Below are 20,581 nucleotides of genomic sequence, written 5' to 3'. Positions count from 1 at the left end.
GCAAGATGCGCGTCCTCGTCGACGTGAGCCACCCGGCGCACGTCCACCTGTTCCGCAACGCGATCGGTGAGTTCGAGCGCCACGGCCACGAGGTCCGCGTCGCGAGTCGCGAGAAAGACGTGACGACCGACTTGCTCGACGCCTACGGCATCGAGCACACGCCGCTGTCGAGCAAGGGGAGCGGCGCTGTCGACGCCGCCCGCGAGTGGACGGGTCGCGGCGCGCGCCTCCTCCGACTCGCGGCGTCGTTCGACCCCGACGTGGTGCTCAGCAGGCTGAATCCCACAGCGGCGTACGTCTCGAAACTCGTCGACGCGCCGAACGTCATCTTCCACGACACCGAGCAGGCCGGCCTCCTCGACCGCGTCACGACGCCGTTCGCGGAGGTCGTCTGCACGCCTGCAGAGTTCGCTCGCGACGTGGGCGACAACCAACTCCGGTATGAGGGCTACCACGAACTCGCGTACCTCCACCCGGCCCGGTTCGACCCCGACCCCATTCGGCTGACCGACGCGGGCGTCGACCCCGACGAACCGTACACGGTCGTCCGCCTCGTCGAGTGGAGCGCTCACCACGACAGCGGCACGGCGGGGTTCTCGCCCGAGGGTATCCGCGAACTCGTCGACCGTCTATCCGAACACGGCGCGGTGTACATCACCAGCGAAGCGCCGCTACCGGACGACCTGGCGGCATACGCCGCGCCCGTCGCGGCCGACGCGATGCACGACCTGTTGGCGTTCGCGGACGGCTACGTCGGCGACTCCGGGACGATGGCGACGGAGGCGGCGCTGTTGGCGACCCCCTCCGTCCGCTACGACCCGTACGACTCCCAGATGGGCAACTTCGAGACGCTCGCGGAGTACGGCCTCGTCGAGTCACTGACCGATGAGCGTGCGGTGATCGAACGCGCGGTCGACCTCGCGGCCGACCCCGACGCCGGGTCGCGCTGGCGGAGTCGCCGTCGGAAACTGCTCGGTGAGAAGGTCGACGTCACCGCGTTTATGACCGAACTCGCCGCGGAGGTCGCCGGCGAATGAGCGACGCCCCACCCGGCAACGATGACCTCACCTGGCCGAACGGCCGGGAACCACCCGAACAGCGCCCGGTGCCCGATGGCTACGAGTTCAGTCTGCTGCTCACCCACGACATCGACCGGCCGTACAAGACGTATCAGTCGCTGTTCTACGCACTGACACAGCCACAGCGCCGTCGGTACCACCTCTCGACGTTGCTGCCAGGCCGTAACCCCTACTGGCGCTTCGAGGACCTAATGGAACTCGAGGCGGACCTGGGCGTCCGCTCGGCGTGTTACATCCTGCGCGAGCAGAACCTCTTTCGGGACCGCCCCGTGCGAGACTGGCTGTCGATGCGCGGCTGGCAACTGTACGCCGGGCGTTACGACCCGACCGACCCCGCGATCCGCGAGGCCATCGCCGCCCTCGACGACGGCGGGTGGGAGGTGGGCCTCCACGGGTCGTACGACTCCTTCGACGACCGCGGCCGTCTCCGCAGCGAGAAGGCGACCGTCGAGGACGTCCTCGGCCACTCCGTCTCAGGCGGCAGGCAGCACTACCTCAACCTCCGAACGCCCGACACCTGGGAACACCAACGGGCTATCGGCCTCCAGTACGACGCCAGCCTGGGGACGAGCGCGGAGTACGGCTTCCACCACGGGTACGGCATCCGCCGCCCGTTCGGCGACGAGTTCGTCGTGTTCCCGCTGACGATTATGGAGCAGTCCATCCCCGACCCCGACGAGGACTTCGACGCCGCGTGGGCGGTGTGTGAGTCGCTCTTACAAGAGGCGAAGGAGAACGGCGCAGTGATGTCCGTGCTGTGGCACCTCCGCCACTTCGCCCCCGAAGAGTTCCCCGGCCACGACCGCATCTACCGCCGCCTCATCGAGCGAGCGCTCGAACTCGGTGCGTGGGTCGGGTCGCCCGGCCACTTCTACGAGGAACTGTCGCTCGACGACCCCTCGTGGTGGCGCTCGGCCGAGTCGAACGGGACGCTCGACGCGCCGAGTCACTGACGCCGCTCGGGTCAATCTACGGTTTCGGTCGGTCTGTTCGTTGCACTTCCTTGCCGGTACTGCCGAGAGACGTACCAGATGGCGAGCGTACCGACCACGGTCGGGAGCAACCACCGCGCGACGGTCGGCAGAAACGTCGCGTTCACGACCGTGAACGCCGAGATGGTGGCGATGTACGCGCCGCCCATCCGCCGGATGTGCTCGAAGAACCACGCCCGTGGGTCGAGGTCGGACGCTCGGAACGCCACGACGTCCGCTCGGGCGAACACGAGCGCGATGACGCCGAACACCACCAGGACGGTCCCGAAGGTGACGCCGGTGAGGAGGAACCACGCGCCCGCTCCGAGCATCCCCACGGCGGACGCGACGAACGCCGCGAGACCGACCCAGTCCGCGGTCCCGGGGGTGTCGATGGCTCGTTTTCGCGACAAGACGCGGTAGCCCGAGAACGCGAAGTAGAAACTGAACACCGCGATCAGACCGAGGACGATCCGACCGACGCTCTGCTCGATGGTGAGGAGGCCGAGCGCCGTCGTGGAGACGACCGCCATCGCGTACACGTAGACTCGACCGAACCGTCGGTGGCGACGCCCGCCCTTGGTGGTCAGCGCCGCGCCGGCGCCGGCGCCCAACGCGAGAAAGCCAGCGACGATGTGGACGCCCAGGACGCCGTCCTCGATGAGTGACATACCCTCCGCGACACGGCGACCGAGATAACCGTTCGCCTTCCGACCTGCGGCAGTCGATCAGTCGCCGCCGGGCGTCCACCCGCGCAGGAACGCGGCAGCGACGCCGCCGACGCCCAGCGAGGTGAGGAGGCCGAGCGTCCTGACGACGAGGACGGCTGCGGCGGCGTTCGCGGTCGGCACGCCCGCCACGACGGTCAACGCCCCCGCCAAGAGCACGTCGTACGCGCCGAGGCTGCCCGGAATCGGCACGACGCTCGCCGCCTGCGGAAACGGGACGAGCGCGACGAGTGCGATCAGTACCACGGTCTCGCCCGTTCCGGCCAGTGCGACCCACAGCGCTCCGGCGGTCAGGAGTTGTTCGAGGACGCCGCCGACGGCGATCAGTCCGACCAGGCCTGGTGCCTCTCGGAAGTACAGCGCACGCTCCCAAAAGCGCGACACCGCACGCTCGACGACCGCCCGACCGTGTGGCTCCTCGCGGTAGAGACTGGAGACGACGCCGACGACGGGCGTCGCGACCGCGACGAGTCCCGTGTTCAGCGGGTCGCGCCCGACGACGACGACCGCGCCGACGAGTCCCAACGCGGCGACTGCACCGCCGACTGTCACGAGAACGAACGTGGGCGACTGCCCACCCACGAGGAGGACGCCGACGAGGAGGGTTGAGACGAGCAGTTGTGCGCCCGACTTCACGTACTTGGCGACGCCGCGGACGCCCAACGCCTCGCTGTAGTCGGTGCCGGTCTCGACGCTGAAGAAGCGCGCCATAATCGGCTCGGAACTCACCGGCCCCGCCGGACTGAACACGTCGAAGAAGTCACCCGCCAGCGCGAACTCGACGCTGCGGCGTGGGGAGAGCCCCCCGTTCAGCGGCTTGATCGACGCCCACACGCCGACGCCGTCGACGACCGCCTCACAGACGACGAGGACCGCGACGACTGCCACCGCCCACAGCGCCACGCCCGTCGCGCGGTCGAACACCTGCTGTGGACCGACGTACAGGAGGTACGCCGCGAGCGCCCCGACTCCGAGTACCGCGCCAACGGCGAACCGAACGGACCGTCGCACACCCCGATTCGTCGGCCACGTGCGAATAACACCTCCGATGCGTATCGAACCCCCGTCGATCCGGCGGATCTCAGCCCCTACGACGCTGTCTACTCCCGCTACGCCACTCTCCCGCCGACGCCCGAATCGGTCGACTCGCGGTCGGAGTCGAGGGGTAGCGGCCCTATAACAATCCGCTCGTCAGGTCCCTCTCTCAGCACATGGAGATCCGACGGCTGTCTCTCGACGAGTGGAGCGACGCGCTACCTGCGACCGGCTTCGAGGTGTTTCACACGCCCGAGGCCCTCGACGCGCTCGATGCTCACGCCCGAGGGGACCTTCGACTGTACGGCGCGTTCAAAGGCGAGCGACCGGTCGGCCTCGCGCCGGTGTTCGTCCGCGAACAGGCGCTGGGAACCGCGGTGATGTCGCCCCCGCCGGGGTTCGGCGTCCCGCGACTCGGCCCCCTCGTGATGCCCGCCAGCCCCAAGCAACGCAAACGCGAGCAGGTCAACGGGACGTTCACCGAGCAACTGCTCGACGAACTCGGCGTCGGCGGGTCGACGACGCTGTTCCGGATGGTGTGTCCGACTAGCTACCCCGACCCCCGGCCGTTTGGCTGGTCGGAACTGTCGATGGAGCCGTCGTTCACCTACCACCTCGCCGTCGACGAGGACCCCGACGTCCTCCTCTCGTCGTTCTCGAAGAGTCTCCGTCGCGAGATTCGCGACGCCGAAGACGCAGGCATCACCGTCGAAGTCGGCGGTCGACCGGAGATCCGCGAGATATACGAACAGGCACGCACCCGCTACGAGGAGCAAGACCGCCCGTTCACGATGACGTGGCCGTACGTCCGCGACCTGACGGACGCGCTCTCGACGGTCGACCGCTGTCGCCCGTACGTCGTTCGCGACGACGACGGCGAGTTCGTCAGCGGCATCATCGCGCTGTACTCCAACGACGCCGCCTACTTCTGGCTCGGCGGCGCAATCGCGACGCTGGACGGCACGACCGTCAACAGCTACCTCCACTGGCAGATCATCAAAGACATCGCCGCGGGCGAACCGCTCGAGTCGGTTCACACCTACGACCTGATGGGCGCGAACACCGAGCGCCTCTGTCAGTACAAGAGTAAGTTCGGCGCGGAGTTGGTCACCTACTACACGGTCGAGTCGGCTGGCACCGGGATGCGTGCGGCGAAGAAAGCCTACCGGCTGATGAGTCGGTGACGCCGATGCAGGCAGTGACAGACGAGCGACCGGCGACGATACGCGTGTTGAACCTCGTTCCCAGCGAGCGCTCGCGCTTCTTCCGACAGCAACGGGCGACGCTCGCTAATCTTGGGGTCGAGGAGACGACGATGGCGGTGCCCGGACACCACGGCTACGACGACGGATCGACTGAGAGCAGGAGCGTGACCGACTACGCTCGATTCCTCCCACAGGTCGTCCGGCAGTCGTTCGGCGAGTACGATCTTGTCCACGCCAACTACGGGTTGACCGCACCCCACGCGCTGGCGCAACTGCGCCTCCCAGTCGTCCTCTCACTGTGGGGGACGGATCTGATGGGCCAGTATGGCTGGCTCACGAAAGCGTGCGCCCGTCACGCCGACGCGGTTATCGTGATGTCGGAGCGGATGGCCGAGGAACTCGACCAGCCGTGTTATGTCATCCCGCACGGCGTCGATTTGGATGTGTTCAAACCGATGCCGACCGACGAGGCTCGTGCCGAACTCGGCTGGGCGGAGGGTGTCCACCACGTCCTGTTCCCGTACCCGCCGGGTCGCGGCGTGAAAGACTACCCCCGCGCACAGCGCGTGGTCGACCGCGTTCGCGACTTGATTGACGGTCCCGTCGAACTCCACACTGTGACAGGTGAACCGCACGAGCGGATGCCGCTGTACTACAACGCGGCGGACGTCCTCCTGCTCACTTCCCAACGGGAAGGGTCACCGAACGCGGTGAAGGAAGCGCTCGCGTGCAACCTGCCGGTCGTCTCGACGGACGTCGGCGACGTGCCCGAACGACTCGCGGGTGTCTCGCTGTCGCGCGTCGCCACGACCGACGACGACCTGGTTGACGGCGTCGCCACGGCGCTAGAGGCAGGTGAGCGCTCTGACGGCCGTGCGGCCGCCGAACGCGTCGGCGCGGAGGCGACCGGTCGTCGCTACCGCGAGGTGTACGAGGAGGTGCTTCGATGATCAACGGCTACCGATTCTTCCACGGGGGTAGGACATCGTGAACGACCAATCTCACCCCAGAGTCGACGGATATACGCTGTATAACAATCCCCGAACCGGGACGACACAGGGCAATTGGTGAGAAGTGTCCATGGGATCATTACAACGCCGCGCGGTCGGAGTCGGACTCCTCGCCGGCTTCATTGGGCTGCTCGTTGCGGTGTGGACGGCACACGGTGCACCGGCGACGGGGTACGAACTTGACATCTACGCGGCGACGCCGCAGGCGACGTGGATCGGACTCGGTCTCGCGGCGGTACTCGGCCTCGTCGTGGCCGTCGGGACCGACCGGAACGGTCGGTTCCACCACGCCGCGTTACTCCTCCTCGGATCGAGCGGCGTCGTCCTGACGGGGATGCCCGTAATACGGGGCTACCGCTACTACGGAGCAGGTGACGCGCTGACGCACCTCGGGTGGGCACGCGAGATCGCCGCCGGCGTCTTCTCGCCGACAGACCTCCTCTACCCCGGCATCCACAGCATCTCGGTCGTCATCTCCGCGGTGAGCGGTGTTCCGCTCACGCTCGCGATGGAGTACACCGTCTCGCTGGCCTTCCCGTTGGTGTTCCTCCTGACCGTCCCGCTATTGGTCAGACTAGTCACCGGCGCACGTCTCGCGTACCCACTGGGCCTCGCGGCGGCGTTGCTGTTCGTCCCGGTCAACAATATCAGCGTCCACCCCGCGGCACACCCAACGAGTCAGGCGATCTTGTTCGCACCAGTCGCCGTCTTGTTGGCGCTCAGTTACGTATTCGCGCCCTCACTGGACAAGGTCGCCTCGACGACCAGTGCGGACGCGCCAACGTCGCCGACCGTCACCGATGGTGGTCGCTCGCGCGTCTCTGGCGTCGGTGCGCTCCTCGTCGTGGTGTCTGCGGCGGTCGTGCTCATCCACCCGCAGCAGGCGCTCAACATCGCGCTCGTCTTCTTGGCGATCACCGTCCTGCAGTTGATCTACCGGGCTCGCGCGGCTGACAAACCCATCGCCAGCCACCGATGGCTCGGCGTCCAGACGGGGATCATCGCAGCGCTGTTCCTCCTGTGGACGCCCCGGTTTGACCGTGCGGTCGGGACCATCTCGTTCACCTTCGGCAGCCTCTTCGGCGGCGAGACGTCGGCGGGGACCGAGGTCACGTCGGCGGCGACCTCGCTGTCGGGCGTCGGGGGGAGCATCCCGATCCTGTTCGTGAAACTGTTCATCGCCGGCACGGTGCTGTCGCTGGTGGCGGGCATCGTCATCGCCTCCGGTTTCACCGGTCGACTCCGCGACTCGTGGACGGACGCGTCGGTTCGCTACCTCACCATCGCGTTGGTCCCGCTGGCCGGCGTGTTCGGCGTCGTGTTCGTCATCGGTGCCGGCGATATGTACTTCCGCTACCAGGGATTGATGATGGTGTTCATCACTGTCCTCGGCGCGGCCGGACTCGCGATCATCGCCGACGCAACCCCAACCCGACTACCCGACGGGTCGCTGAAAGTGGGGGTACTCGTGTTGTTGCTGGTGCTCGCGCCGGTTGCCGCCATCGGCTACCACGCCTCGCCGTACATGTACCAGCCGACAGGCCACGTCCCCAGCACGCAGTTGGACGGGTACAGCGCCTCCTTCGAGCACCGGCAGGCAGAGGTGCCGTTCACCGGCCTGCGCGGCGGGCCACAGCGCTACGTCGATTACTACTACGGCACACAGTACGCCCGCTTCACGCTCGACTTCCCCGGGTACGAGCGAGGTGTGACCGGTGAGACGTTCGTCGGCGCAGAGTACGACAGCGAGTTCGACGAGACGCGGTATCTCGCGATCACCGGGGCGTCATACGACCGCGAGGTGACGCTGTACGACGGCTTCCGCTACACTCAGGAGGGGTTCGACAAACTCGAGACTACGTCGACGGTGAACCGTATCCGGTCGAACGACGGGTTCGACCTGTACCTCATCCGCTTTGACCCGGAGACGACGGAGGAATAACCCGTGGCACAATCGCTCGCAAAGCGGATCAGTAGCGGCGTCAAGGCGACGTTCGCGGCCAATATGTTCGATATGTTGGCGAACGCCGCCCTCATCGTCCTGTTGACACGGGTGCTGCTCACGCCCGAGGAGTACGGTACGCTCAATTTCGCTCTGGCGGCGCTCAGCGTCCTTGCCATTCTCGCGACGCTCGGCGTGCCCAAATCTGCCGGGCGCTACATCAACGAGTTCTCTGGGTCGAATCCCGGCCTTGTCCCCATCGTCGTCCGTCGCTCGCTGACGTTTATGATCGCGCTGTCCGTCGTCGTCGGGGGCGCGATTCTCGTCTTCGGCGAACCGGTCGCTCGACTCATCGGCCAGGAGACGCTCATCCCGTTCCTCGCAATCGGCGTGTTCTACATCGCTGCGATGGCGATGACGCAGTACAGCCGCGAGCTCCTCCGTGCGTTCAACCGTATCGAGTGGAGCGGGGTCGTCCGCGTCGTGATGGGCGTCGCTCGGGTCGTGTTTGTCGTCGGGTTCGTCGCCATCGGCTTTGGCGTCGTCGGCGCACTTGCCGGCTACGTCGTCGGCTACGTCGTTGCCGCCCTCGTCGGCGGCGTGTTGCTCTACTGGCGACTCTACTCGAAACTCGAGGAGGATCCCGACCCAGATCCCAACATCTCGCGTCGGATCCTCGGCTATTCGATCCCACTTACGGCCACACGCGGCGCGAACGTCCTCGACAAGAAGGTGGACGTGCTCATTGTCGGCGCATTGCTCGATATGACCGCCGTCGGGTTCTACACCATCGCCAAGCAGGTGTCGGATTTCGTGTCGATGCCCGCCTCTTCGTTCGGCTTCACCATCTCGCCGGCGCTGGGCGAACAGCAAGCCAGCGGCGAGACCGACCGGGCTGCGCGGATGTACGAGCGCTCGCTGACCTACGTGCTACTTGCGTACGTGCCAGCAGTCACGGGACTGGCGCTGGTCGCTCGCCCGATGATCGAGTACATCTTCGGTGCGGCGTACCTCGGCGCAGTGCCCGTCGTGCAGGTGTACGGCGGGTTCATCCTCGTCAACGCAGTGAACAAGGTGACTAGCGATGGTCTCGACTATCTCGGACGTGCCCGGTCGCGCGCAGTGATTAAGACAGCGATGGCCATCGCGAACGTCATCCTCAACCTCCTGCTCATCCCCATCTTCGGTGTGACTGGAGCAGCGCTCGCGACGGTCATCACCTACACTGTCTACACGCTGGCGAACGTCTACTTCATCAACCAGGAACTGTCCATCGTGCTGTCGCGGGTCGTCCGCGCACTCGGTGTCGTCTGTCTCGTCACCGTCGGGATGGCCGTCGCGGTGGCGCTCGCGCTCCCGTATGTTTCCGGACTGCTGACGCTGTTCGGTGCAATCATACTCGGGATACTGGTGTGGGGAATGCTGTCAGTCGTTGGTGGCGTCCTTAATCCGCGAGAGGTAGCGAAGTTCCTCGGATGAGCACCGTCGCAATCGCTGACGCGACCAGTATTCGGAGTACCTGTTCGACCGTAGTGAGGGTGATTTTACCCCACGAGAACAAGGTCGCGAACCGCGAAACGTAACATCCCAACGTGGTCGAGAATCCTCGCCCTTTAGGATGGGGAGGATGTCAATACAGGAACCGTATAACAAATGACAGACTCGAGGACCTCGTTATTATGAGTACAGGATATACTGCCGTCACCGACACCGCTGACATCGACCACGACATCGCCGGCCAGACAGTACTTGTCACCGGCGGTGCGGGATTCATCGGGAGCCACATCGCTCGCGCACTCGTCGACGACAACGAGGTTCGCATCCTTGATGATCTCTCGACGGGGGAAGAAAGGAAGGTCCCCACAGGCGCAGGCCTGTACGCTGGTGACCTCCTCGACACGGAGCTGCTCAAGGAGGCGATGGACGAAGTCGACCTCGTTTTCCACCAGGCCGGACTGGTGAGCGTGCCCGCGTCGGTCGAACAGCCTGCAGAGAGCAACCGGATCAACGTCGCAGGGACGCTCGCGGTGTTCGACGCCGCCCGTGAGGTCGATGCCCGAGTGGTGTTGGCCTCCAGCGTCGCAATCTTCGGCAGCCCCGAGACTATCCCTATCGACGAGACACACCCGACCGAACCCACGTCGCCATACGCGACGGACAAACTCGCCATCGACCACTACGCACGCGTCTACAACCGCCTATACGACCTGGAGACGGTCGCGCTGCGGTACTTCAATGTATACGGCCCCGGACAGTCGGGAGGTGACTACGCGGGCGTCATCAAGACGTTTATGGACCAAGCGGCCGCGAACGACCCGCTCACTGTCGAAGGAGACGGCTCGCAAACCCGGGATTTCATTCACGTCGCCGACGTCGTCCGCGCCAATCTCGCGGCGGCGACGACCGACCACTCTGGCGAGGCGTTCAACATTGGTACCGGCGAGAGCGTCACTATCCGCGAACTCGCCGACACAATCGTAGAGGTGTCTGGCTCCACCGGCGGTGTGGTCCATATTGACCCACGACCGGCCGATATCGACCGCAGTCAGTGTGACACCACGAAGTCGCGCGAGCAATTGGGATTCGAGGCGAGCATCGACCTCGAAACCGGGCTCGCAGACCTGTTCGACGCCGAGCACTGACCGACGGTCAAATGCCGCACGGTAGGTGCTATCCCCCCGCGTTGTGCCCTGAACGTGTCATTTTGAGGACTTTATCTGCGCACAGTTTCTTGTATCTGTAGCGTGCGCCTTCGAGAAATGCCCTCCACCACGCCCTCATACTCTACACGTGCGCTCGCTGTCGAGGTGAGGGGTTACGACGCCGCGTCGATTCGCTCGCTGTTCCCTGACCGCACTCGCGACCTCCTCTCCGTGCAGACGACGGGATCGGAGTCGGATGCGGTCGCCCGTCTCGCCGGCGGTGACGTGGACTGTCTCGTATGCGTTCACGATCCTCCGATGACCGACGCAACCGCCGTGATCCGACGACTACGTGCCGCTGTCCCCGATGGCGCTGTGTTCGCTGCGTGTCGTTCCGCGGACGCGGATGCGCCACTCGACGCCGGTGCGACCGAGATTCTTCCCATCGTTGACGGAGCGGTTCGACATCGACTCGCTGTGAGTCGGCTCGACGCACACGTTGACTATACTGAGGAAAATGCCGCCGCTCTCTCCCAGCGAGCGCCTTCAGTCGCGGACAACACCAAAGTCGGGCCAACAGCCCCTGATAGCGACACAGACGACCCCTCCGAACGGGAACTCGTCGCCGCCCGCGACGACCTCCGACGGACGCTCGACCGCGTCAGCGACGGCTTCTTCGCCATCACCACCAACTGGGAGGTGACGTACACGAACCAGTTTGGTGAACAGACCCTTCGGGACCTGATGCACATCGACGACGAGGCCTCCTCACTCATCGGGGAGACACTCATCGACCACGCACCTGAAGCACTCGAATCGGCGTTCTACGAGGAGTTCACAGAGGCGATGGAGACGCAAGAGACCGTCTCACTCGAGGAACACTACGAGCCTATCGGCCGGGACTTCTCCGTGGCCGCCTACCCGAGCGAAAGTGGGCTCTCGGTGTACTTCAGGGACATTACCGAGCGGAAGGAACGCGAACGGGAACTGGTTTTGAAGACGCGTGCTATCGACACCGCTCCCATTGGCATCACGATCACCGACCCGAATAAAGACGGAAACCCCATCGTGTACGCCAACAACAAGTTCGAGGAAATAACAGGCTACCATTCACAGCGCGTTATCGGTCGTAACTGTCGGTTCCTACAGGGCGAAGACACCGACGAGGCGGCGATCGATCGACTCCGAACCGCCGTCGAACACGAGGGGTCGACCGAGGTGGAACTCCGAAACTACCGCGCCGACGGGAGGGTGTTCTGGAACGAGGTGGTCCTCGCCCCAATCTTCGATGCGGACGGGGACGTGGTCAACTTCACCGGGTTCCAGCGCGACGTGACGAAGCGTAAACGACGCGAGCAGACGCTGAACACGCTCGTCGAGACGACGCGCGACTTCCAACAGGCTAGAGACCTCAACGAGTTGCTGGAGTCGCTGGTTAGATCCGTCCAGCGCGTGTTTGGCCACGACCTGAGCATCATCAGACTCCACGACCCCGAGACCGGGCGACTTGTCCCCGCCTACGAATCAGGCCTGCTCGAGCTGACGGCCGACCCGTACCCGCCGGTCGACGACGCTGTCGGTCCCTCCGGGCGTGCCTTCCAGACCGGCGAACCAGTGATTGTCGACAACCTCGGCTCGATCAATGACCGCGACTACGGCCCGGCCAACTCCGGGATGATCCTCCCGCTCGGAGACCACGGAACGCTTGGTGTTGGTTCTTCAGAGGTTGATGCCTTCGACAGCGAAGACGCCGCCCTCGTCAAACTCCTCGCACGAGCGGCCACGAGCGCGTTCGACCGCATCGACCAGCAAAGCGAGATGCGGCGGCTCAAACGCATCGTCGATCACGTCGACGAGAAGGCGTTCTTGCTTGACGAAGCTGGGCGATTCACGTTTGTCACCGGCGAGATGGAAGCGAGCGTCCAAAGCGGATCGACGCTCACCGATGGCGTGGCGCTCTCGTCGGTCGTCGCGAACGTCGACGACGACCGGGTCGAGGCAGTCCTCGCGGACCTCCGAACTGCACCTCCCGGTACGAGCCACACTGTCGAGACGTGGATCCAAGACGCAGAGAGTGATCTCACACCCGTCGAGGTCGAGGTGTCAAGTGTCGACGAATCACGCCAGACGGGCGTCGTCGCCGGCAGACTCACAGACATCACAAAACTCGCGGAGACGCGAACCGACCTGCGACACGAGCGCGACCGCTTCCGCGAACTGTTCGAGAACCTCCCTGACCCCATCGCAGATATCCGATTCGTCGACGGCGACCCCATCGTCGAGTACGCGAACCCAGCGTTCGAGTCCGTCTTCGGCCTCAGCACAGACGAGGTCCACGGTGCGAGCATCAACGATCTGATCGTTCCGCGCGAGTTGCTCGAGGCCGCACACGAGTTCGACGAGGCCGTCCGTGTCGGGGCACAGTTCGGCGCGGAGGTTCAGCGGTCGACCGAACAGGGACGCCTCGACTTCCTGCTTAGGGGTATCCCATACACGCACGATGAGACCGAGTGCGCGTTCGCAGTGTACACTGACATCACCGAACAGCGTGAGCGCGAGCGGTACCTCCAGATCCTCAACCGCGTCCTCCGGCACAACCTCCGAAACGACCTCAACGTCGTGATGGGCATCGGCGAACACATTGCGGAGTCTATCGACGACGCCGACCTCGGGTCAAGCGCGCGCGTCCTCACCGAGAAGGCGCGGAAGGCAACGACGCTCAGCGAGAAGGCCAAGCGGATCGAACAAGTGCTCGGCACGCGCGGCCGTAAGATGGAACAAGTCAATCTCTCGCGGTCGCTCGCGCGGGTGATCGAAGCCCAGCGCTCACGGTTCCCCGACGCCGAGATAACCGCCGATGTTCCACACGAGGTGTACGTCCAGCGGAACCAGGACGTCGATGTACGCAGGGCGTTCGTCGAACTCGTCGAGAATGCCATCGAACACAATGCCAGGTCGGACGCTCGTCTCCACGTCGACGTGATAGGTCACGACGACGGCGGGGACACCACTTGCGTTCGGTTCACTGACAACGGTCCTGGCATCCCGGCATCGGAGTGGTCCGTCATCACCGGTGGTCAGGAGATATCTCAACTCACGCACGCCAGCGGGCTGGGCTTGTGGCTCACCCGATGGCTCGCCGAAGCACACGACGGCCGCCTCCTCCGCGAACAGACCGACGGTCCCGGGTCGATGGTCGTCCTCGAACTGCAGACCGCTACTAGGTAGACTGGCTGGTCATTCCTGTTTCTCGCGCGTGAGGGGTGTACGCCGTCTACTACAACGCTTCTCAGCATACAATAGGTGACTCAGGCACCTGATGTACCGTAGGTGAGATAGCTAAAATGGGTAGTTCTGTTGTCGATCCCCCGGACGTGATCGGCGGCGATATCGAGGCTCTGTTCGACTCAGGGTGCGGGCTTCGATCCGAACTCGAGGTACGCGATGTCCGGGTGGTCGGCGTACGCCTTCGTCCACGGTTCGCCGCGGACGTAGGCGTCGCGGATTGCTTGCCAGTCGGCGTGGCGGCGCAAGACCCGAACGGTCACCGAGTCGAGTCCGATGAGTTTCGCCATCGAGAGGCGGTTGCGACCGTCGGAGAAGATGAGTTCTCCACGTCGGTCGATGTGGATCGCGATCTCATCTTTTAGGCGCTCGGTTAAGAGGTGAGACCGGCGACCGAACTGGATGAGGTTGTCGCCGCCGTCAGCGAGGAGTTCGGCCTGACTGCGGTACCCTTCCGTCTGGAGGCGCTCATAGAGGCGTTCGAGTCGATCACAGCGGTCCTGGAACTCCGTTTCCGTCCGGCAGCCCCACCGAACCTTTCCGCTCTCTAGCTCGCCGACGATTCGTGCGTAGAACGCCGTCTCTTCCCACGGAACACCATCTTGGAAGTGTGCCTCGTACGCCTGGTACACGTCGGACTCTCCGAACGTGAACCACTCTCCTTCCCACTCGCCACCGACGACTTTGCCCGCCTCGACGTACTTCGAGACACCGAGTTCGACTCCGCGGCCGACCTCGCTCGGGTCGATCTGGATGAGGCGATACGGTTCGGGAGGCGCCGCGTAGCGTATGCTGTTCGCGAGCGTTCGGAGTCGCACACGCGTCCGCGCGTATCGGTCGCGTGCAGTCACCAGGAACGGCTCTAGCGTCGGCGACCGCTCTAGTAGCGACCGCCCAGCCTCCCGGATCGTGGTGTCTATCGGTTTCACCGTGTTTAGGCTCACTGTCGTCTCTCGTGTTGGTTACTCCGTCTGCTGTTGGATCGCTTCGGCGCTGATTCCGCTCGTCTCGCGCTCGGCGTCCGCACGCGCGGCCTGCCGAATCTCCTCCATTAACCGGATCATCCAGCGTGACTCCGACAGCGGGACGGGCATCTTCGAGGCGTCGCCGGCCTCGAGAGCGATAGACTCCGCGTGGTTCTGGTAGTAGTGGGCGTTGAGCAGCCGTTGGGTGTCCCAGTCGTCGGAGTTGCTGCGCTTCAACACCGCACGCATATTCTGGATCGTGCCCGTGATGCGGTCGATGACGTTGTCGACGTTGTTGAGCGCGCGGCCCTTTCCGCCTGCTTTGTAATTGCGGTCGTGTTCGACGAGCGTCTGGGAGATGAGGTCTGCCGTGAGCGACTTCTCAGTCCCGTGGATGATCAGTTGGCGGACCGGACGGGTACCACCGAGCATCGTCGTCCGGCACAACACGTCGTCGTCGGTGACATACTGGATCATCGCACCGTCGTACGTGAAGTCGTAGTCGTACTCACCGCGCAAGACTGTCGTCGCCTGGATATCCTCTTCAGAGCGGGGGTAGCCACCTGCGCGCAGCGTCATATACAAGGGGTGAGGGAGGCCCTCCTCGAACTCACCGCCGTCAAGTTCGAAGTTCCACGGGCCGCGGTTCGGATCGTCCGGGTTCGAACAGCCTGTGTAAATAACTTCGACACCCTTGATCTCGCCGCACTCGCCTGCTTCCATCGCTTTTCGTGCGCGGCGCACGACGGGGTCGAAGTTGTGGTTGTGCTTCTCGGAGACGATCACGTCGTGTTCGGCAGCATACGCCGCCAGTTCCTCGAACTCTTCGTACGTCTCGGTGATCGGTTTCTCGATCTGGACGGGGACGCCAGCGTCGATGACCGTCTTCGCGACGGCGACGTGGGTCTGGACCGGTGTGCAGACGTGGGCCCAGTCCAGGTCCTCCTTCTCGAGCATCTCCTCGAGGTCGGTGTACGCTTTGATGTTGTACCGTTCGGCCTTGCTCGTCGCGATATCCTCGTCGAGGTCACAGATTGCGACCAGTTCGACGCGTGGATTGCGTGACAGTCCCGACAAGTGGACTTCGGAGACCGTTCCGCCACCGATGACGGCAGTTCGTAGAGTCATCGGTCCCTACCACCGCCTATCGACCTATTGTTATAGAGCGAATACCGGACGCAGCCCCCGTCAAGGACTCACACGCGACAACTGAATATCTGCTCGCTGACTGCCCCGTACACTGTTCCTACCTGAATCAAGGAGAGATTCCCGTCCTTTAGGACGGGCGTGAATCCGGCACTCCACGACACAAGCCACTCTCAACGCTTACTCCGGGATATCCTCCCTGACTTTCTTCTCACCTTCGAGGAGCAACCCTTCCACTTCAATCCAGCAAGCGTCTGTGACCTGTGATAACCGTCTCGTCGGTTGATGTAGAGGCGCTCGGTCGTGCCTGTGGCGTCCCGCCGAGTGCTGACCGTTGAAGTGGGCTCCCGTTCGCTTAGTCCCGAGTTCGCGACCTTCCCAGCGTACCTATTCAGCACTCGGTAGCGCGGACCCTCGGTCCTCAAGCGCGGGCGAAGCGAGCGGTAGGTCGGAGAGGAAGCGCGTTCGTACACGCTTAATAGCGCTCGCGACGCATCCGATGCTACTGTCGCCCTCGCACAAGCCGAGGACGAGAAGAGCCACCAGTAAACTGGCTCGTGTGGTGCGAGAGTATCGCATCCTGGACTCGGGAACGACGACCGCGAACGGTTCAATTCCGTCCCCGTCTTGGGGTAGAGCGTGAGAACACCGGGAATTAAATCGGCGGGACAATCCCGGCCTCGGTCGGAGTGGGAGGCGTATCAAATCGCGCCCACGCTGAGGCAAGGACGGTAAGAGAAAGCCGGGCCGCGCCTATGCACGGGGTCGCGGGGCACAATGTCGGTTCGGCAAAGCCCCGCCCTCAAGGAGTGACCGACCGTCGCAAGGCGGGAGGAAGCGAGTAGGGCGGGGTAGTTTAATTCACGTCCACCCAGAGGTACAGGTGGTGATCAGCGGTGTTCTCACTGGGCGACTCGGGTGCCTCGCCTTGGTAGACGAACACGCTCATCCGGAGGTCCTCGCCGATGAGGTTTGGTTGCACCGTTACGTCCTGCTGTGCCTGCTGTCCGTCAGAGACGGAGACGCCGAAGCGAGACAGTTCACTCCGCTCCAACACAACCAACGACTCGCCCGACTCCTGCACACGCACCCGGTCGAGGACGACGACCACCTCGTAGTCTGCTGCAGTGCCCAGTCGGTTGTCAATGGTGACGACGAAGTCGGTCGCGGTTCCGGCGGCAACCTGGTCCGGGAAGTTCCCGGCGACGAGTCCGTCGGGCCCCTGCGTGAGGAGTGCGACTTCGGTGTACGATTCGCCGTCGTTCGGTGCCGCGAAGCCAAGTGCCAGTCCGCTCACGGCGGCGAGTGCGACGACGAACACGAGGACACCGAGTGCGCGGTCGAGTGCGGGTCTGTCGCTGCTGGGGAGCCACGCGGATTTGACTTCCCGGAACCAACGGTCGACGGGGATGTCGTATCTGCTGTCGTCGGGAGTTCTGATGCGGCGGACGGCTCCGGCGATGGTGACGAGGATCACGAACGCACTCAACGCCAAGACGACCGGGATCGTCGTGAACGGGACGCCTGCGACCGCAAGCACGATGACGAACAGCGGGAGCACCGCAATGCTGGTCGGAACAGAAAGGGTACACCGCTCGAACCAGCCGAGGCCGTCCGCCAAGGGCAATCGCCACGCGGGCGGTCGCCCAGGCTGGACTGGGCGGTCGTCAGGGAACAGCACGGAAAGCAGCGCGTACCCCGGCAAGAATCCGACTAACGGCGCGGCAAGCAAGACGCGAAGGGGTCCACCGACGCCGCCCAACGCGATCAGTCCGCCAGCGATGATCGTGTAGCCTGCGACGAGGGGCGCGTCACCAGGTAGTCGGTCGAGGACAGAGCCGGGTCCGCGGCCAATAGCACCGCTCATCGACGATCACTCCGAGTGCTCCGATAGCCAACGACGGCAGCAGTCATAAGCGCGAATATCCACCTTTCGGGTATTGTTATGCCCAGTTTACCAGTCGCCGCGAGTGCTCTCACACTCATTTGGAGTAGTCTCTCTCCTGCTGTTACCGCCGCGAGAGTACCTTTCGAGTTCCAGCACGGAGGAAACCGGTCCCTGGAGCACCGTCTGCGACCCACAACGCGAGCGCCGTGAGGAGCAACACCCCGTCGGCGATCAGATAGAGGGTTCCCTGTGTCGTCGCGGCGAACTCGATGAGCGCCACGAACAGTTCGGAGATGTGGTCGAACGGGTTCTCCGTCGAGGAGTCGCCCGCTGAGATCACCGGCCACAGCAGAAAGCTCACGCGCAGGTCGCCCTTGACGAACAGCGGGTACGCGACGTCGCCCGCGAGGTGAGAAAAGAGGCCGATTGCGACCGCCGAGGCGAATCCCCGAACGTCGACTCGTCGCTCGACGGCCACTGCGACGATGCTCACCGCGAGCGCCGTGAACACCGAGTGGCCTAGCGACCGACCCGACGGCAACACGTCGAACCACCACGCGAGGGGTTTGTCGATCATGTCGGGTGCAAGCGCCGCGGTGACGACGACCGCTGCGGTGAGAGCAGACGGTCGTTCACCCCGAAACCGGACGTATAGTGAGTAACAGACGTACGCGACGGCGACGTGATCCCACGGCCACATCAGTCGGCTTCGCCCCCTGACGCGACTCGTCGCGGTCGCTGTCTGTCGCGACTGTCGTACACACGTGAGTCAAACTGCGTCAACTGGCGTCGACACCCCGGCATTACTGTTGCCGGGTGTGTCGTGACGAACTTAGTTACGATTAGAATACTCTCTTCATCTCCACACTTGGTATCCGTTCTTTCAGCTGACACGTACGTACAGTGTACGTTTGCAACTCGGAAGGTTGCCGCTTACAATGCCATCGTACTGGCTACAAGCGATGTGAGTATGATCCCTGATTGGCGGTGTCTGAACGGACGTCAAACGGTCGCCACGCTGGTCGTAACAGCACTCGTGGTGATTGCCCTTCCCGCGGCGTTCGCGGTTCCCGTCGCGGCAAACGATCGGTTGGGGCCGAACTCGGTCACGTACCTGACCCACAGCACCGTCATCGACGACCCCGGCGTGTACGTCCTCCGGACCGACATCTCCGCGAGCGACGGTGACGGGCTCACGGTGACCGCAGACGACGTGACGATCCTCGGCGCTGGGCACTCGCTGGTAGGAAGCCCGGAAGCCGGGTCCGCGATCACCGCTGATGGCGTGTCGAACCTCCACGTCGAGGGAGTCTCGATCACTGGCTGGTGGAACGGCCTTACCTTCGCTGACGTCGACGGTGTCACCCTCACCGGCGTCCACATCTCGAACGCGTCCGGTGACGGCGTTCGACTCTCCGAATCCACGGACGTAACGTTCGCGGCCGGGAGCGTCGTCGGGTCGACCGGTCACGGCGTCGTCGTCACGACGGGTCGTGACATCACGGTCTCGGAGTCTACTCTCTCCGACAACGGCGGCCACGGCATCGCGATGCGTGACTCGCGTGCGTCGACCGTCCACGCCAGTACTATCACCGACAACGGCGGCGTCGGCATCCGCGTGGACTCTGTCCCTGAGCGTGCGCCCGCGCGTGCGAGTCTCCCGTTCTGGATGATCCCGCTATACGGTGACGTCCCGGTCGACGTCCTCGCCGAGTTCTTCGGCCAATCCAGCGACGGTGTCGACAGTCAGGCGCTGGTCGTCACCAACAACACGATCAGCGACAACCGATACGAGGGTGTCCTGCTGGTCGGCGCGACCGGCGGCACCATCGCGAACAACACCGTCGCCAACGCGACCGACGGCATCCACCTGTACTCGGTCTCGTGGGCCGCTGTCACCGGAAACACGATCTCCGGAAGCACCGACGACGGCATCGCCCTCTCGCGGGTGAACGATTCCACTATCTCCGGTAACACGATGGTGGACAACCGGAACGACGGTCTGTACCTGTTCGGTGACCGGAACGCGCTGTTGGACAACACCGCCTCGAAGAACGGTGATGACGGCATCGACGTCGACAGCGGCGCCGACAACCGAATCGAAGCGAACGCCGCGTACAACAACGGCGACGACGGCGTGTTCGTCCGTGAGGCGAACGTCAACATCGTGATCGGTAACGACCTCCGCAACAACGCTGACGACGGTATTGACCTTCGGGGTGCGACCGGCAACTCCGTCAACAACAACACCGTCTGTGGGAGTACCGACCGCGACGTGCAAATCCGCCAGGGTGTCGTCGGCAACGACGTCCACGACAACAACGAGTCCTGCTGAGCGTCGTCGGGGGGACTCTATCGGTCTGCGTTTTTGATCGTCGTCCGCGTCCTCGGTGAGCCACGCGCCTGCCGATGGCGCACGCCGACGCACCCCTCGGTTCTCTGCCGACCACACTCACCTCCAGTAAGCGGAAGCACGTTCTGACCGTTCGACTTTTCAGCTACACTACTACTGTTCGAGGTCACTGAGTTCACTCACCCGTGTCCAACGCGGCCTCGCAACCCATTCGTGGTGTGGAGTCCGATACTCTCGAGCGAACGTGTTCGGCGGCCTCCCGTTCGTTCGGGTCGCCGCTACTGTTTGGAGACACTAGCAGAGAGAGGCTGCACACTGCCTGAGAGCGTTCA

At 64.1% G+C, this 20,581-nt stretch carries 15 protein-coding genes; 9 read left to right on the top strand and 6 right to left on the bottom strand.

Going from position 1 to position 20,581, the window contains the following annotated elements; translation table 11 throughout:
• Positions 1-5: 5 nt before the first annotated feature.
• Entirely contained in the window at positions 6-1,037 is a 1,032-nt protein-coding gene (locus P0D77_RS17215; RefSeq protein WP_277555952.1) for a DUF354 domain-containing protein, read from the top strand.
• A complete protein-coding gene (locus P0D77_RS17210) occupies positions 1,034-2,032 on the top strand; it encodes a polysaccharide deacetylase family protein (RefSeq protein WP_277555951.1) in 999 nt (332 codons plus the stop codon). Before P0D77_RS17215 ends, P0D77_RS17210 begins: the two co-directional genes overlap by 4 nt.
• An 11-nt stretch (positions 2,033-2,043) precedes the next feature.
• On the opposite strand, the gene P0D77_RS17205 is transcribed toward P0D77_RS17210, so the two are convergent.
• Both P0D77_RS17205 and P0D77_RS17200 read right to left on the bottom strand, forming a co-directional pair.
• Entirely contained in the window at positions 2,044-2,721 is a 678-nt protein-coding gene (locus P0D77_RS17205; protein WP_277555950.1) for a hypothetical protein, read from the bottom strand.
• A 57-nt stretch (positions 2,722-2,778) separates the two neighbouring features.
• Entirely contained in the window at positions 2,779-3,789 is a 1,011-nt protein-coding gene (locus P0D77_RS17200) for a lysylphosphatidylglycerol synthase domain-containing protein (RefSeq protein ID WP_277555948.1), read from the bottom strand.
• Between the two features lie 200 nt (positions 3,790-3,989).
• On the opposite strand from P0D77_RS17200, the gene P0D77_RS17195 reads away from it, so the two are divergent.
• The 6 genes from P0D77_RS17195 (at position 3,990) to P0D77_RS17170 (ending at position 13,840) form a co-directional block, all read left to right on the top strand.
• Positions 3,990-4,997 carry a GNAT family N-acetyltransferase gene (locus P0D77_RS17195; RefSeq protein ID WP_277555947.1) on the top strand — a complete coding sequence of 336 codons (1,008 nt, stop codon included), beginning with the start codon at positions 3,990-3,992 and terminating at the stop codon, positions 4,995-4,997.
• Positions 4,998-5,002: 5 nt separating this feature from the next.
• Positions 5,003-5,968, top strand: a complete 966-nt coding sequence (locus P0D77_RS17190) for a glycosyltransferase (RefSeq protein WP_277555945.1) — start codon at positions 5,003-5,005, stop codon at positions 5,966-5,968.
• 130 nt (positions 5,969-6,098) lie between these two features.
• Positions 6,099-7,970: a hypothetical protein gene (locus P0D77_RS17185; protein WP_277555944.1), complete on the top strand. Its 1,872-nt coding sequence runs from the start codon at positions 6,099-6,101 to the stop codon at positions 7,968-7,970.
• Between the two features lie 3 nt (positions 7,971-7,973).
• A complete protein-coding gene (locus P0D77_RS17180) occupies positions 7,974-9,449 on the top strand; it encodes a flippase (protein ID WP_277555943.1) in 1,476 nt (491 codons plus the stop codon).
• A gap of 200 nt (positions 9,450-9,649) precedes the next feature.
• Positions 9,650-10,612, top strand: coding sequence for an NAD-dependent epimerase/dehydratase family protein (locus tag P0D77_RS17175; RefSeq protein ID WP_277555942.1), 963 nt, complete (start codon positions 9,650-9,652; stop codon positions 10,610-10,612).
• Between the two features lie 165 nt (positions 10,613-10,777).
• Positions 10,778-13,840, top strand: a complete 3,063-nt coding sequence (locus P0D77_RS17170; protein WP_277555941.1) for a PAS domain S-box protein — start codon at positions 10,778-10,780, stop codon at positions 13,838-13,840.
• Positions 13,841-14,019: 179 nt separating this feature from the next.
• Here P0D77_RS17170 and P0D77_RS17165 read toward each other — a convergent pair whose 3' ends face one another.
• The 4 genes from P0D77_RS17165 to P0D77_RS17150 all read right to left on the bottom strand — a co-directional run bounded on the left by P0D77_RS17165 (position 14,020) and on the right by P0D77_RS17150 (position 18,596).
• Positions 14,020-14,841 (bottom strand): hypothetical protein, encoded by an 822-nt coding sequence (locus tag P0D77_RS17165; protein WP_277555940.1) that lies wholly within the window; start codon positions 14,839-14,841, stop codon positions 14,020-14,022.
• A gap of 18 nt (positions 14,842-14,859) precedes the next feature.
• Positions 14,860-15,990: a Gfo/Idh/MocA family protein gene (locus tag P0D77_RS17160; protein WP_277555939.1), complete on the bottom strand. Its 1,131-nt coding sequence runs from the start codon at positions 15,988-15,990 to the stop codon at positions 14,860-14,862.
• An 874-nt stretch (positions 15,991-16,864) separates the two neighbouring features.
• Positions 16,865-17,875, bottom strand: coding sequence for a DUF1616 domain-containing protein (locus P0D77_RS17155; RefSeq protein ID WP_277555938.1), 1,011 nt, complete (start codon positions 17,873-17,875; stop codon positions 16,865-16,867).
• A gap of 142 nt (positions 17,876-18,017) precedes the next feature.
• A complete protein-coding gene (locus tag P0D77_RS17150) occupies positions 18,018-18,596 on the bottom strand; it encodes a metal-dependent hydrolase (protein ID WP_277555937.1) in 579 nt (192 codons plus the stop codon).
• 339 nt (positions 18,597-18,935) lie between these two features.
• Between P0D77_RS17150 and P0D77_RS17145 the strand changes: the two genes are divergently transcribed.
• A complete protein-coding gene (locus P0D77_RS17145; RefSeq protein WP_277555935.1) occupies positions 18,936-20,231 on the top strand; it encodes a right-handed parallel beta-helix repeat-containing protein in 1,296 nt (431 codons plus the stop codon).
• Positions 20,232-20,581 lie beyond the last annotated feature (350 nt).

The sequence above is a fragment of the Halobaculum limi genome (genome assembly GCF_029490015.1).
GTDB classification, from domain to species: Archaea; Halobacteriota; Halobacteria; order Halobacteriales; family Haloferacaceae; genus Halobaculum; species Halobaculum limi.
Note: the sequence above shows the minus strand (reverse complement) of the source record. Positions and strands in the feature narration are given on the sequence as shown.